Here is a 13,028-nt window from a genome sequence, read left to right as displayed (position 1 = left end):
CCAAGCTTGCGCCTGGCGCCCGTCCCTCCAGCATATCCAAATTGCGCGCGCATCATGCGCGAGGATGAGATTCGAACGCTCCGGAGATGTCAATCTCCGCCTGGCCAGACGGCGGCGCAGCGCGCAGCTGCCACGACCGGCGCTGTGGCGCTGGGCCGCCGTGATTCCGAGTGGATTACTAGGGCTTGTCGAATTCGGGAATGAGCTTGCCGAAATGCCGGATGCTGCTCATGACCTGCTCGTGCGACAGGCGCCCGACCTGCTGGAAGGTCAGCAGGCGATCGATGCCGAGCTCGTTGTAGAATTTCATCTTCTGCCGGCACGTCTCCGGGCTGCCGACGATGAGCGAGTCCTGCTCCTTCAGGGCGTCGAACACCTCCTCGTTCGGGACCTCCTCGTTCTGCATGATGCGGGCGAGGACGTCGTTGGCCTTCGTTGTGGCCGGCGATTTCCCTGCGCGGTCGCGCAGGAGCTGGCCCACGAGCCCGCCGCCCGCCGGGTCCTTGGCCAGCGCCTGCTCCTCGGCGTGGGTCCGCAGAAAGTGCTCCTTGGCCTCGAAGAACGTGAACGATCCGTTCGTGTACCACGCGGCCGCGGAGGCGGCGCCGTTCTCCATGGCCTGCTGGTCCGTCTCGGCGCAGTGAGCGAACGTGAAGAACCCGACCTGGTTGTTGATGAAGGCGCCGACGGGGCGCTCGCACCGGCGGATGGCCTCGCGGTAGATGCCGATCCACTCCTTCACCTGATCGGGCGGCGCCCACAGCGTCACGCCCAGCGCGCCGACCCCGTTGCGCCCGGCCTGCTCGAACGAGGCCAGGCTCGAGCAGGCCTGCCAGAGGGGCGGGTGGGGCTTCTGGTACGGCTTCGGGACGATGGGCGCGTTATTGATCTCGGCGTCCTCGCTCTTCCAGGAGAACCGCTCCTGCGTCCACATCTTCGGGATCATCTCGAACGCCTGCTGCATCTGGTCGCGCGTCCGGTCCGGAGGGATGTTGAACGTGCGCCACTCGGGGATCGTCGAGCGGGCCAGGCCGAGCTCAAGGCGCCCGCCGCTCAGGTGATCGAGCATGGCCGCGCGCTCGGCGACCCGGATGGGGTGGTTGAACCGGAACGGCGACAGCACCGACGAGTGCCCGAGCCGCATCGACGTCGTGTGCTGCGAGATCGCCGCGAGCATCACCTCCGGCGCCGACGAGTAGCTGAACTCCTCGGCCGTATGGTGCTCGACCTGCCACCAGCAGCCGTACCCGAGCCGATCGGCGAGCTTCGCCTGCTCGAGGGTGTTCATGATGATCCTGTGCTCGTGGTCCTCCGACCACGGACGGGGACTCTGCATCTCTGTGAACACGTCGATCTTCATCGTTCCTCCCTCGCGAGTGCCGCGCGCCAAGGATCGATCCGTCGTGTACAAAACAGCAATGTGTGGTTTGCCGCACACTGAAGTACATTTCGATAGATTGCCGGGATCGGGCGCCGAGGAGCTGCGATGTGCGCCTGCGGGAGACCACCCGTGAAGGGATCCTTGTTGAGCATCCCCTCGAATTTTTCGGGAAAGTTCACAGGGAGACGGGGAGTGAAATCCCAACAATCTCCCCGTCTCCCCGTCTCCCTGTTTAATTCCTCTGTAAAATGCCAACAGAATAAGGGGCTTGGTCGGGGGCTCCTCGGGCGCTGGCGATCCGGGCTCCCGGCACGCTGAGGCCGCGGGGGGTTGCCACGTCTTCGCCACAACCTCTCCGCGTTTGTTCCTCGTCGGGCGCGCGGGCGCGCCTCACCCGGGGGGTACGCCCATGGAGGTCTGCGGCGGCCGTGACCGGGCCGCGCAGCGCTCACCCCATGGAGGTCCTCGTGCAGGCGCAAGCTCCCTGTTTCCCCGTCACGTCATCGCCCGAGGCCGGCACGGACGCCGGCGCAAATGAGCCCGTGGAGCGTCGAGGCGACGCTCCGGCGGCCGCCGTGTCCGGCCCCGCCGCGGAGCCCACCGCGGGCGCCGGACACCGCAGCTGGACGGCCGCGCTCCTCGCGGAGCGCCCGACGGCTTCGCTCCGCGAGGACCTGTCCAGGTTCGGCATCGGCGTCGGCCTTGCCTCGCTGTACGGCCTCTCGCTCGGCGCGCGGCAGGGCGGCACGTCGTTCGTTCACCACGCCGCCGGCGTCCCTGCGGCCATGGTCGCCGTTGCCTGCGTCGGCGTGCCGGCGCTCACGATCGTGCTGACCCTCTTCGACGCGCCGCTCGACCCGCCCCGAGCGCTGTCGGCGACGGCGCGCGCCGCCGCCTCGACGGGCCTCGTGCTCGGCGGCCTCGCGCCCGCCGCGGCGCTCTTCGTCGTGACGGGCGGGTCGGACGTCACGGCGGCCATCATGGGGCTGCTCGGCCTCGCGGTGGGCGGCGTTGTCGGGGTCGGCGTCCTGCTGCGCGACCTCGGCGCGGCGCTCCGGCGCGACAGCGGTCTCGTCAGGCGCTCCGGTGCGACCGCGGCGCTCGTCGGGTTCGCGGCGTTCGCCGCGGTGCTCGCGCTGCGCGTGTGGTTGGAGACGCTCCCGATGCTGAAGGGTGGCGCCTCGTGAGCGCCTCCGTCGTGAGCCGTCTCCTCCGGGCGCCCGCCGAGGTGGCCGCGAGCTGCCGTGAAGACAGGGACGTCCGCGCCATCGCGCTCGCGTCGCTCGGCGCCATCGCCCTCGGCTCGGCCGTGTTCGGCGGCGTGGTCGGCAGCTTCCGCGGCAGGGAGCAGATCGTCTATGCAGCCGTCAAGGTGCCGCTGGCGATGCTGATCACGCTCGCGCTCTCGGCCCCGGCGCTCCACGCGTTCTCGGCCGTGCTCGGCCGCCCGTGGCCCATGCGCTCCGTCATCGCGCTCGCCCTCGCGTCGGCGGGCCGCTCGTCGCTCGTGCTGCTCGCGTTCGCGCCCGTGCTCTGGCTGGCCATGGACGTGGGGCTCGGCTACCACGCGTCCTCGGTCGCCGCCTGGCTCGCCTACGCCGTCGCGGGCCTCGCGGCGCTCGGCGTGCTCGTGCGGGGCATCGGCGCGGGCCGGGGCCGCTGGCTCACCGCGGTCGCCTTCATGGCCGTCTTCTTCGCCGTCGGCGGTCAGGCCGCGTGGATCCTCCGGCCCTACCTCGGGCGGCCGAGCGAGAACCAGGTCCCCTTCCTGCGCGCCAGCGAGGGGAGCTTCTCCGACGCGCTCTTCCGGAGCTTCCGATCTGCGCGCGGGATCTATGACGACGACGGGCATCCGCCCGATCCGGCCGACTACCCGCACGGCTACCCCTACCCGTACGAAGACGAGGACGGCGTCGCGCGCGACGGCCAGACGGGGAGCGAGCGATGAGCCTGCGCGACCTGGCGGTCCTGTACCTCATCGCGGGGCTCGCGTGCGCCGTGGCGGTCTACCGCGCCGCGCGCCCTGACGGCCACGGCGCGCGCCGCGCCGCCCTGTCCGCGGCCCTCTGCGTGCCGCTCTGGCCGATCTGGGCGCCCGTCGCGCTCACGGCGGGCCGCGGGGAAAGCGGTGCGCGCCCTGGCGGCGCCGGGGGCGAGGCCGCCGCGCGCGTCCTGGGCGCGCTGCGCGAGGGGGTCAGCGCGTGCGTCGGCACCTCGTTCGAGGCGCTCCTGTCGCGCGAGGCCGCCTCACGGATCGAGGCCGAGGTGACACGCGCCGCCGCCCGTCACGCCGAGCTCGACGCGCTGCTGCGCCAGAGCGGCTTCGACGAGGGCGCCGCCGCGGCGCGCGTCGCGGAGATCGAGCGGGGCGGCGGCGGCGCGGGCGCGCGGTCGCTGGCGACGGCGCACCTGCACCTCGAGAACATCCGGCGCCTGCGGGCGATGCGCGACCGCGACGCCCGCGCCCTGGACGAGCTCGCGGACCTCGTCCAGGCGCTCCGCACGCAGCTCGTCCTGGCGCGCTTCGCCGGATCCTCGGTCGAGGGCGTCGGTGGTATCGTGTCCGAGGTCTGGGCGCGCGTGGAGGGCCTCGGCGCGGCCATCGACGCGGCCGGCAGCGCCGGATACGAGGAACCGATCGAGACGTGAGCAAGCACATCCTGGTCGTCGACGACGAGGCGCGCATCCGTGAGGTCCTGCTCTACGCCCTGCAAAAGGAGGGGTACGCCGTGACGGCGGTGGCCGACGGGCGCGCCGCCGTCGAGGCGGCGGGGGCGGGGAGCGTGGACCTCGTGGTGCTGGACGTGATGCTCCCCGAGCTCGACGGCCTCGAGGTGTGCCGGCGGCTGCGCGCGGCGAGCAGGACGCCGATCCTGTTCCTGTCGGCGCGGGCGGACGAGGTCGACCGGATCGTCGGCCTGGAGCTCGGCGGCGACGACTACCTCACGAAGCCGTTCTCGCCGCGCGAGCTCGTGGCGCGGGTGCGCGCGCTGCTCCGGCGGACGGAGGCGCCGCCGCCCGCGCCGGCGCCGGTGGAGGCGCGCGCCGCGGTCCTCCGCCACGGCGCGATCGAGGTCGACACCGAGCGTCACGAGGCGCGCTACATGGGGCAGCCGGTGTCGCTCACGGCGACGGAGCTCGGCGTGCTCGGCGCGCTGCTCGAGCGGCCCGGGGTGGTGCTCTCGCGCGGGCAGCTGATGCAGCGCGCCTACCGCTACGACAACCTGATCACGGAGCGCACCATCGACACGCACGTCCGCCGGATTCGTGCGAAGTTTCGCGTGGTTGGCGGCGATCCGATCGCGACCGTGCACGGCGTCGGCTACAAGCTGCAGGGAGCGTAGCCGGGCCGCGATGCCGGGCCGTGGGGGATGCCAGGTCGTAGGATGATCGAGCGCCTGCGCCGGGAGCTCGGCCGGATCCGCGTCCGGCTGCTGATCGTGAACCTGGTGGTGCTGCTCGTGCCGGTGGCGGGGCTCGAGTTCGCGCGTCTTTATGAGCGGCAGCTTCTCGGCTCGCTGGAGCGCGACATGGCGAACCAGGCGGTCCTTGTCGCGGCGATGCTCGGGTCGGATCTCGACCGGGGTGTCGAGCTCGGCGCGCTCGATCACCGCTACGTCTTGACCCGGGCCGCGAGGCACACGCGCACGCGCGTCCGGATCCTCGACAGGGCGGGCGCGGTCGTCGTGGACTCGCACGAGAACGGCCCGCCCGAGGGGCCCGAGCCGGCGGTTCCACGTCTTCTCTCGACGAGCGGCCGTGGACCGGGCTCGTCGGGCCTCGCGGATTTCGCCAACGGGGTGCGCCATTTCGGTGAGAACGCGCGCGAGCTCTGGCCCGAGGTCGGGAACCGCCCCGAGGTGCGCGAGGCGCTCGCCGGGCGCCGTGGCGCATGGACGCGCGTGCGGGAGCGGCAGCCGGCGGTGTTCCTGTTCCTGGCCGAGCCGATCCGGCGGGGCGGCGAGGTGCTGGGCGCCGTCTACGTGGTGCGCTCGACGCAGCCGGTGCTGGTCGAGCTGCACCGGATCCGCTCGGGGCTCATCCGGGTCCTCGTGGTCGCGAGCGTGTTCACGGGCCTCGTCACGCTGGCGCTCGCGTGGTCGATATCGAGGCCGCTCGGCAAGCTGTCGCGCGCGGCGAAGCGCGTCGCGGCCGGCGAGCGCGACGTCGTGGTGCCCGTGTCGGGGAGCGGCGAGATCCGCGAGCTCGGCGAGTCGTTCGCCGCGATGAACGAGCGGCTGGGGGCGCGCCTGCGGTACATCTCGGATTTCGCCGCCGACGTGGCGCACGAGTTCAAGTCGCCGCTGACGTCGATCCGGGGCGCCGCCGAGCTGCTCGACGAGGGCGCGGCGGACGATCTCGAGGCGCGGCGGCGTTTCCTGAGGAACATCGAGCTCGACGTGGCGCGGCTCGACCGGCTCGTGTCGAGGCTCCTGGAGCTGAGCCGGATCGAGGCCTCGAGCGAGGCGATGACCGTGCTCGATCTGGAGGCGCTCGTGGCGCGCGCGGTGGACCGGCGCGCGAGCCCGGGGCAGCCGGTGGTGCTGCGGTACGAGATGCCGACGCGGCTGCTGAGGGCGCGGCAGACGGACCTGGAGACGGCGCTCTCGAACCTCGTGGACAACGCGGTGAAGTTCTCGCCGCCCGGAGAGCCGGTGGTGGTGGCCGTGGAGGGCGGGGAGGGGCGGGAAGGGGAGAAGACGGCGAGGATCTCGGTGCGCGACCGGGGGCCGGGGGTGCCGCCGCAGCACCTGCCGAGGATCTTCGACAGGTTCTTCACGACCGACGAAGGGCGCGACGGGACGGGGCTGGGGCTGGCCATCGTGAAGAGCGTCGTGGAGGCGCACGGCGGCGCGGTGACGGTGGAGAGCGCGCCGGGGGAGGGGGCGAGCTTCGTGGTGGAGCTGCCGGTGCGGCAGTAGGAGGGCGGGGAGGGTTGCCCGTGCGGCTCGATGTGCCGGTCAGGGCGCTCGACGCTTTTCGTCGAGGGTCGCCTGGAGCAGAAGGAGCATCGCCCGATCCTTGGGCCTGGTCAGCTTCGCCTTGACCTCGATCAACCGTTCCAGCGACAAAACGCGGACGCGGACGCCAGCTACCTCGAGCACCGTCGAGTCGGGCAGGAGATCGTCATAGGACGTCGACTCCTCGATCGTCGCCAGCACGTCGAGCTGACCGTGCTTCGTCTGGAGCAGCTTGTGCCCCGCCGAGCGCAGGTGCGACTCGTTCGGGACGAGCCGTCGTGGGTCGGTGCGGAAGACCGCTTCCAGGTCTGCCAGGGCCGCCATGAGCCGGACGATGTTCTCCTCGGAGCGTGAGTACACGATATCGATGTCGAGGGTGTTCACTGGGGCGCCCTGCAGCGCCGCAGCCATGCCGCCCACGACGATGAACTCGACGTCGTGGTGTACCAGCGCGTGCAGGACGTCAGCGAGCGCCATCGGATGGCTTGCGCACGCTCATGACCAGATCGATCGCCCCCTGCACCTGCGCCAGCCGCTCCGTAGGGGACAGGCTGAGCATCCAGCGGACGAGGGAGCGGTCCACCCCGTTCTCGTCGTAGGGGCTGTCGTCCCGCTCCTCGGCGGGAGGGTCCAGAGGCTCGGGCATGCTCGGACCTTAGCATGCGGGGGCCGGCAAGCCGCGGGGCCCCTGCGTCGGGTCGACCTGCCCGGTTTCCAGTCGTCCCCGGAGCAGCGAACCAAGCCGGCGTCGCCGCCCTGAGCTAGCGCATCGGGCGTGGCGGGCGTCACCAGGTTCGGCTGGCGAGCCGGCATGGCCCCAGCCTCGGGCAGCTCCGCTCCCGGTCGCGTGACACCTGTGCCGCATGGTCCAGGGCACCTGCGCTCAGCCCGCCAGTACGTCCCGGATCCGTGGCTCGAACTCCCTCCAGAAGAACCGCACTGATTTGACGAGCTGTGCCCGGTAGGGCGCGAGGTCGTCCCAGTATTCCCCCGTTGCCATCTCATAGCGGTAGGCGGGCCACCACGGGCTGATCGCGAGCTTGTGGGCCTTGATGAGGCCGACCTCGGCGAATGCTACACGAAGCTTCTTCGACAGCTCCTTGCCGCCGTCGAGATCATTGTCCACCCAGACCCCTGTGTTCGCGCAACCAGGAGACGTCGTGAAGTTCAGACGGTTCGATTTGTTCCACTGTATGCCGATCCCGACCCTCACGAGCCCGCCTGCGCTCAACTCGCGCCACCCAGGCGAAAGCACGAGGACCTTCGGCCAGTCTCCTTCCAGATATTTGTGGACGTGGGCATCTGGAGATAGATCGGAGGCGAGCTCGGCGATGTCGTCGGCGCACGAGCATAGAAAAGAGTGCGCCAGCTGGGCAGCGGACGAACCGAGAGCCGCCCACTCTTCGATGAGTGTCTGATGTCGAAAATAAAACACGGCACGCGGATCGTCGATGCGATTCATTGAAACTCCCGGTTCAGGGTGGCAAGGTAATTGGACACCACCTCGCGCCCGTGGACCGTCGCGCCCTTCCCCACGGCACGTGCCATCGCGTCACGTAGCATCGAGGCTATGTCGGCATAGCTCATCTTCTGGAAGGCTTCCTGTGCGCTGCCCGTGGCGGTTTCGGGTGCCCGCCCGGAGGGCGACAGGAAGACGAACAGAGCGCCTGGCTCTCGCCCGAAGCTCTCGAAGAGCCGGTCGCATTGACGATGCTGCTCACCCGCATCGACTTTGTTCTCGATCACGAGGCAGAGCCCAGGCGCGGTGACAACGATATCGGCGCGGGCGTCGCCCCGGCTCACTTCGAGCGCCGGCTGGGCGAGATGCAGCTCGGACGTGGGCGGATCCGACGCGCAGCGGCGGAGCAAGGCCTCGAGAAAGCTGGAGCCGAGGCCATGGCGGCCCTGAGGATCGAGAAGCCACGCCAGCAGGGCGGAATGGTACAGCTCCCTTCGGCCAACCCCGAGGATGCTCAGCGTGTCGTCCGGTCCGCCGACCCAGGCACCATTACGCAGGAGCGCATCGTGCTCGGCACGGATCTCGGCGACGGTCGCCTCCCACGCAGCGACCTCCGCCGCTTCGTTCTCCCGCTCTTTCGCCAGGATGGTGCGCCACTCGGCGGCCAGGGAGGTGATCTGCAACTCGTCCGCTTCAAGGCCTGGCGCGAGGCTTGTCATCGATCTCCTCTACCACCATCGCTCGCTGGGCACTGCGCGCCTGGGCGATGGCGTCGATGATCTCGGACGCGGCGGTCGCTGACGGGGAGCTCGAAGCGGGCCACCTCCACCGGGAGCTCGTCCCGGGTGAGATGGGTGAGAAGGTCTCGCTTGGTCGCCATGCGGTGTGACCAGATTACGCCTGCACCGAGTGAGCGATCAACGCCGGGCGCTGCACCTAATGCCACGCAGCCGCCGGCTTTCTGGCGAGGATGTCAACGTATGGCCGCGGCCGGCCTACCTCGACGGCGCTTGCTTCGCCCGCCTGCTGCGCGGCCTCCCGCGCGTCACCTCCGGCAGCACGGCGCGGCGCAGCAGAACGCCCGGCTCGACGCCGAGCGCGTCGGCGAGCCGGACCAGCACCACGACCCCGACGTTCGTCTTCCCCCTCTCGACGCGCTGCAGGAAGCCCGTGCTGATGTCCGCCGCCTCGGCGAGCGCCTCCTGGCTCAGGCCCAGGCGCACACGGAGGCGATGCACGTTGGCTCCGATGGACTCGAGCACCACGTCCGCATGATCGCGCTCCATGCGCGGGGCCTACCTTCGGGCGCGCCGCGAAAACACAATCTATAAGTTGTGTTGTATTGACCGCGTCGGAGCGCGCTCGGTAAGCTGCGAGGCGCACAAAGAAGTGCAGCCCGCGGGCGCGCCAACGCCCCGGGCCGCGTGGCCGAACCCCGAAAACAGCGAGGTCCGACGTGTCGATCGTTCGCATACTCCCCGATCCCGGGCAAAGTCCCCGTTCCTTCGAGCCCCACCGCCGCCGCGCTCACCAGGCGCTCGCGCCGGCGGACCGCCCTCCTTCGCGCGGAGGCGCCCGATGAAGCCCGCTCCCGTCGACCTCCCCGCGATGCCCGACGCGGCCCTGCTGGATCTCCTGCTCGGCCTGCCCGACGCGGGCCGCCGCGCGCTCCCGGCCGACGATCTCCCGGCGCTCGCCCGCCTTTCCCCCGTCGCGCTGGCGGAGCGCGCCGAGGTCGCCCTCCAGGCGGCGACCCGCCTCGCGGCCGCCTTCGAGCTCGGGCGGCGCCTTCACGCCGCGCGCTCGCGCCGCTCGCAGCGCCTGGCACCTGGCGAAGTTGCGCGTCAGCCGCGACTGCCAGATCAATGCCAACCTCGCTATCCACGCAACATCCCTCGATCTTCTCACCAATCCTTCGTCCGAGCTCGCCCCAGAACAGCAGGAATTCGACACCGCACCTTCTTATGCAAGTTGCCCTCCCATCGAAATATCCCTGGACAAGCCTCTTCATTTCATCGATAGCTCACGATGGCCCGTCTGGCATTCCGGCGCAATCCAGCGCTCCTGCCGCGGACGAGGGTGATCTCATGAGCAAATACACCGCATCGGAAGTGATCCAGCTCCCCCGCTTCACGGCCGTGGGGGCGATGGCGCTCGGCGAGCAGCTGATCACGGCGGCGAAGCCGGCGAAGAAGCAGCTCGTGAAGGGCGTCGCGCGGGTGCTCGCCGCGCTGGCCTCGCGCCACGACGAGCTCGCGTCGGCGCTGCGCGATCAGGTGTCGCTCTCGGAGGGAGGGGAGGCGAGCGAGGATGCCGTCCAGTGCGATCGCATCCTCGACGGTTGCTGGAGCGGTCTCCACGATTTCCTGACGGCGTTCACCAAGCTGCCGCCCAGCGCGCCCGAGGCCGCGGAGGCGAGCGCGCTGAAGGCAGCCATCTTCACCGGAGGGCTCAAGTTCCTCCAGCTTACGTATGTCCTGGAGTGGTCCGAGAGCGAGCTCCGGATCCAGCGCATCCGCAAGAGCGGCCTCGACGCGCGCATCGAGGCGCTCGGCGGCAAGCGCTTCCTCGCCGCGCTGGAGGCCGCGCACGCCGCGTACGGCAAGGCGCTCGGCGTCACCGCGCCTGCGGCCACGGCCGCGGCGGCGCCGCCCAGCGTGCGCGACGCGCTCGCGGCATTCACCGAGGCGCTGCGCGCCTACGTGATCAAGGTGATGGGCTCTGTCGAGCCCGATGAGCCGGAGACGCAGGAGCTCGCCGACAGGCTGCTCGCGCCGCTCGCGAGCTGGAGCGTCGGGTCGAGCGGCCGCGGCGCACCCCGGAAGAACGACAAGCCCGAGGGCGACACCGCGGCGCCCGCCCCGCCCGGCGTTCCCCTCCAGCCCGGCGCGCCGACGGCCGCGCCCGCCGATAGCTGATCCCGGCTGCCTGACGCGCGCCGCCGGCGCCGCGATCGCCTCCCGCCTCGTCCCCTCGTCGTGACCCGTCCCGGGGCCAAGCCCCCGGAGACCCCGCCGTACGCTCCAGATGGCGGGGCCCTCGCCGCTAGGGCCAGGTTGCCCAGCCCTGTCCTCCGGCACATCTGGGAGCGACCAGCGCCGCAACCTGTGCCGTCTCGGCCTCGATCTGTGCCAGATGAGGGGGGTCCGACACTGGCTCAACCGCAATGCATTGCGACACACCGGGTGCCGGACCCCTTCAAGGCGCTCCGCAGAGCGTCTCACCGGGGTCAAGTTGTGTCAAATTCCGCTGTCCATCTCGTATTTCTGTGCCATCGACCCCTGGATCCGCAGCTCATTGTGCCAGATGGAGGGGTCCGGACCCCTCCGGACCGCAATGCAGAGCGCCTGCCGGGGTGCCGGACCCCTCCGGACCGCAACGCAGAGAGCCCGCGGGGGCGCCGGACCCTCCGGCTCGCAACGCAGAGCGGCCGCTGGCCGGTCGCCCATCGCCTCGGGCGTCGAGGCCCGACCCAGGTTGAGGCACCGCCCAGGTTGAGGCACCGCCGCCGAGGTTGAGGCACCGCCGCCGCCGACCGAGGTTGAGGTTCCGGCCGAGGTTGAGGTTCCGGCCGAGGTTGAGGTTCCGGCCGAGGTTGAGGTTCCGGCCGAGGTTGAGGTTCCGGCCGCCGACCGAGGTTGAGGTTCCGCCATCGAGGCCCGACCCAGGTTGAGGCAGAGGTTCCGGCCGAGGTTGAGGTTCCGGCCGAGGTTGAGGTTCCGGCCGAGGTTGAGGTTCCGGCCGAGGTTGAGGTTCCGGCCGCCGACCGAGGTTGAGGTTCCGCCATCGAGGCCCGACCCAGGTTGAGGCACCGCCCCATCGAGGCCCGACCCAGGTTGAGGAACCGCCGACCCAGGTTGAGGCACCGCCCCCGCGCACCGAGGTCGAGGTTACGGCTCACCGAGGTTGGGGATCCGACGATCCGCCACCCGCCCGATGCTCCGGCCGCCCGCCATCGCCAGCCGTACCGCCTCCGCCTTGAACTCGGGCGTGAACGCTCTCCGCTTTCTCCGTCCCATCCCTACCTCCTGGTGCCGTCGGGGATGTCCGCGGAAGCGGGGGAGCACCAGACCGAGCGAGCTTCAAGGCCCGCGCTTCCTCCGTGCGCGCTCCTTGAGAGCCGCAGCCACTATCTCGCCGACGCGCTCCTTTTCATCATCTACGAGCTTTTCTAGTCTGCGCTGAAACCAGAGCCCAAACGGACTATCTATAGGAAGCGGTAGCCCGAGGTCTCCGGGCTCCTGACCCAGCCATGTGATCGGCAGCCCGCATGTCTCCAGCGCGTGTCGCGCGTACCGCATGGCACTTTGGATTGCCTGGACGGCGTCGACCCCTTCGGCATACTGGATGTCCGGCTCCAGCCCATCAAGAAAAACAGGGCACGTCCACGAGCCGCTCGCCGAGGCCGGTTGTATTGGTTCGCCGATCTTTAGAACGATCTCGCGATCTGGTTCACCTTCGACGCTATACCGACGAACGGCTATGACCTTGTATTTTTGTCGAGCCACCCGCGCAGGATAGCTAAAATTCGTAGATGCACCCGTTGATCCACTTGACGGGCCTGTCGAAGCGATGCGACCAGCAACGTGCCCGTTGGTCACTTTCCGTGAGCGAGCGACAGAATGCCTCCTTGACCGTCACCCTGTCCGCGGCGATGGCAATGCACAGGGTAAGCTCGAAGGTATCTCGCGGCTTGGCCTCGTCCGCTCCCTCGCTTGCAGTGGCAACGCTCGGTTCCTCGCTCGTCTCGTCGGCCGCGTTCTCACTCGATTCACATATGCAGGATGGGAGTGAGGGCAAGTCAAAACTGGCGATCAAACGCTCGCCGCTCATGGCTGCTCCCGCTTGCGACATCTACGCCAGCCGAGGTGTGCCGCTGATGCTCCCTGACAACACCACGGACGCCGAGCGCCAGCGCGTACGTCGGCAGCGGAACGCTCCTCCTGGCGGGTGTTCGTCAACCGATCGATCGACGAGCGAGTCTATGGGCGAGAGTACGGCGCCACTCCCGGCTTGCCGAGCTCGCGGGTTGAGGCACCGACCCTGGTTGAGCCTGGTTCCCTGCACCGTCTCGTGCGCCGCGCCGGCCAGGCGTTCGTCGCCGGAGGCGCGTCGCTTGCCGAGCGGCTCGTGAAGGTCGCCCTCGGCGTGGCGGGCGTGGGGCGTTGACGCTCGACCCTGGTTGAGGCCCCGCCCCCCGCGGCCGACCCAGGTTGAGGCTCCGGGA

At 70.1% G+C, this 13,028-nt stretch carries 14 protein-coding genes and 1 pseudogene; 6 read left to right on the top strand and 9 right to left on the bottom strand.

Translation table 11 applies throughout. The features are described from left to right. Window positions 1-178: 178 nt before the first annotated feature. A complete protein-coding gene (locus WME90_RS25440; protein WP_437274580.1) occupies window positions 179-1,360 on the bottom strand; it encodes an LLM class flavin-dependent oxidoreductase in 1,182 nt (393 codons plus the stop codon). A gap of 563 nt (window positions 1,361-1,923) precedes the next feature. On the opposite strand from WME90_RS25440, the gene WME90_RS25435 reads away from it, so the two are divergent. Genes WME90_RS25435 through WME90_RS25415 form a run of 5 tightly spaced genes read left to right on the top strand, consistent with a single transcriptional unit; the run spans window position 1,924 to window position 6,303 of the window. Beyond that, complete coding sequence (locus WME90_RS25435; protein ID WP_437274579.1) at window positions 1,924-2,568, top strand: hypothetical protein; 645 nt, start codon at window positions 1,924-1,926, stop codon at window positions 2,566-2,568. After that, window positions 2,565-3,329 (top strand): hypothetical protein, encoded by a 765-nt coding sequence (locus tag WME90_RS25430; RefSeq protein WP_437274578.1) that lies wholly within the window; start codon window positions 2,565-2,567, stop codon window positions 3,327-3,329. Before WME90_RS25435 ends, WME90_RS25430 begins: the two co-directional genes overlap by 4 nt. Then, complete coding sequence (locus WME90_RS25425; protein WP_437274577.1) at window positions 3,326-4,030, top strand: hypothetical protein; 705 nt, start codon at window positions 3,326-3,328, stop codon at window positions 4,028-4,030. Before WME90_RS25430 ends, WME90_RS25425 begins: the two co-directional genes overlap by 4 nt. Continuing rightward, entirely contained in the window at window positions 4,027-4,725 is a 699-nt protein-coding gene (locus WME90_RS25420) for a response regulator (protein ID WP_437274576.1), read from the top strand. Before WME90_RS25425 ends, WME90_RS25420 begins: the two co-directional genes overlap by 4 nt. 42 nt (window positions 4,726-4,767) lie before the next feature. Next, window positions 4,768-6,303, top strand: a complete 1,536-nt coding sequence (locus tag WME90_RS25415; RefSeq protein WP_437274575.1) for an ATP-binding protein — start codon at window positions 4,768-4,770, stop codon at window positions 6,301-6,303. A gap of 39 nt (window positions 6,304-6,342) precedes the next feature. On the opposite strand, the gene WME90_RS25410 is transcribed toward WME90_RS25415, so the two are convergent. The 6 genes from WME90_RS25410 to WME90_RS25385 form a co-directional block, all read right to left on the bottom strand. Then, a complete protein-coding gene (locus WME90_RS25410) occupies window positions 6,343-6,819 on the bottom strand; it encodes a nucleotidyltransferase domain-containing protein (protein WP_437274574.1) in 477 nt (158 codons plus the stop codon). Beyond that, on the bottom strand, window positions 6,806-6,988 hold the full coding sequence (locus tag WME90_RS25405) for a hypothetical protein (RefSeq protein ID WP_437274573.1): 183 nt from the start codon (window positions 6,986-6,988) through the stop codon (window positions 6,806-6,808). The genes WME90_RS25410 and WME90_RS25405 overlap by 14 nt, the downstream gene beginning before the upstream one ends. 237 nt (window positions 6,989-7,225) lie before the next feature. Further along, the gene (locus WME90_RS25400) at window positions 7,226-7,804 is read right to left on the bottom strand and encodes a hypothetical protein (protein ID WP_437274572.1); all 579 of its coding nucleotides are present in this window, start codon (window positions 7,802-7,804) and stop codon (window positions 7,226-7,228) included. Further along, window positions 7,801-8,520, bottom strand: coding sequence for a PD-(D/E)XK nuclease family protein (locus WME90_RS25395; protein ID WP_437274571.1), 720 nt, complete (start codon window positions 8,518-8,520; stop codon window positions 7,801-7,803). Before WME90_RS25395 ends, WME90_RS25400 begins: the two co-directional genes overlap by 4 nt. 276 nt (window positions 8,521-8,796) lie before the next feature. Next, window positions 8,797-9,087, bottom strand: coding sequence for a helix-turn-helix domain-containing protein (locus WME90_RS25390; protein ID WP_437274570.1), 291 nt, complete (start codon window positions 9,085-9,087; stop codon window positions 8,797-8,799). 241 nt (window positions 9,088-9,328) lie between these two features. Then, window positions 9,329-9,673, bottom strand: coding sequence for a hypothetical protein (locus WME90_RS25385; protein WP_437274569.1), 345 nt, complete (start codon window positions 9,671-9,673; stop codon window positions 9,329-9,331). Between the two features lie 215 nt (window positions 9,674-9,888). Here WME90_RS25385 and WME90_RS25380 point away from each other — a divergent pair, with 215 nt between their 5' ends. Beyond that, window positions 9,889-10,719, top strand: coding sequence for a hypothetical protein (locus tag WME90_RS25380; RefSeq protein WP_437274568.1), 831 nt, complete (start codon window positions 9,889-9,891; stop codon window positions 10,717-10,719). A gap of 1,005 nt (window positions 10,720-11,724) precedes the next feature. On the opposite strand, the pseudogene WME90_RS25375 reads toward WME90_RS25380, so the two are convergent. Next, window positions 11,725-11,820 (bottom strand): annotated as a pseudogene (locus WME90_RS25375) (transposase); the annotation flags it as partial. A 63-nt stretch (window positions 11,821-11,883) separates the two neighbouring features. Continuing rightward, window positions 11,884-12,309: a DUF6968 family protein gene (locus WME90_RS25370; RefSeq protein ID WP_437274567.1), complete on the bottom strand. Its 426-nt coding sequence runs from the start codon at window positions 12,307-12,309 to the stop codon at window positions 11,884-11,886. Window positions 12,310-13,028 lie beyond the last annotated feature (719 nt).

The sequence above is a fragment of the Sorangium sp. So ce375 genome (assembly GCF_051473855.1).
Lineage (GTDB): Bacteria > Myxococcota_A > Polyangia > Polyangiales > Polyangiaceae > Sorangium.
The sequence above is the reverse complement of the archived record's forward strand: the minus strand, read 5'-3'. Positions and strand labels throughout refer to the sequence as shown.

Bases quoted from the DNA above. Each gene is read 5' to 3' on its own strand.
- WME90_RS25440 (WP_437274580.1), bottom strand. From the start codon at position 1,360: ATGAAGATCGACGTGTTCACAGAGATGCAGAGTCCCCGTCCGTGGTCG.
- WME90_RS25425 (WP_437274577.1), top strand. From the start codon at position 3,326: ATGAGCCTGCGCGACCTGGCGGTCCTGTACCTCATCGCGGGGCTCGCG.
- WME90_RS25415 (WP_437274575.1), top strand. From the start codon at position 4,768: ATGATCGAGCGCCTGCGCCGGGAGCTCGGCCGGATCCGCGTCCGGCTG.
- WME90_RS25410 (WP_437274574.1), bottom strand. From the start codon at position 6,819: ATGGCGCTCGCTGACGTCCTGCACGCGCTGGTACACCACGACGTCGAG.
- WME90_RS25405 (WP_437274573.1), bottom strand. From the start codon at position 6,988: ATGCCCGAGCCTCTGGACCCTCCCGCCGAGGAGCGGGACGACAGCCCC.
- WME90_RS25400 (WP_437274572.1), bottom strand. From the start codon at position 7,804: ATGAATCGCATCGACGATCCGCGTGCCGTGTTTTATTTTCGACATCAG.
- WME90_RS25395 (WP_437274571.1), bottom strand. From the start codon at position 8,520: ATGACAAGCCTCGCGCCAGGCCTTGAAGCGGACGAGTTGCAGATCACC.
- WME90_RS25390 (WP_437274570.1), bottom strand. From the start codon at position 9,087: ATGGAGCGCGATCATGCGGACGTGGTGCTCGAGTCCATCGGAGCCAAC.
- WME90_RS25380 (WP_437274568.1), top strand. From the start codon at position 9,889: ATGAGCAAATACACCGCATCGGAAGTGATCCAGCTCCCCCGCTTCACG.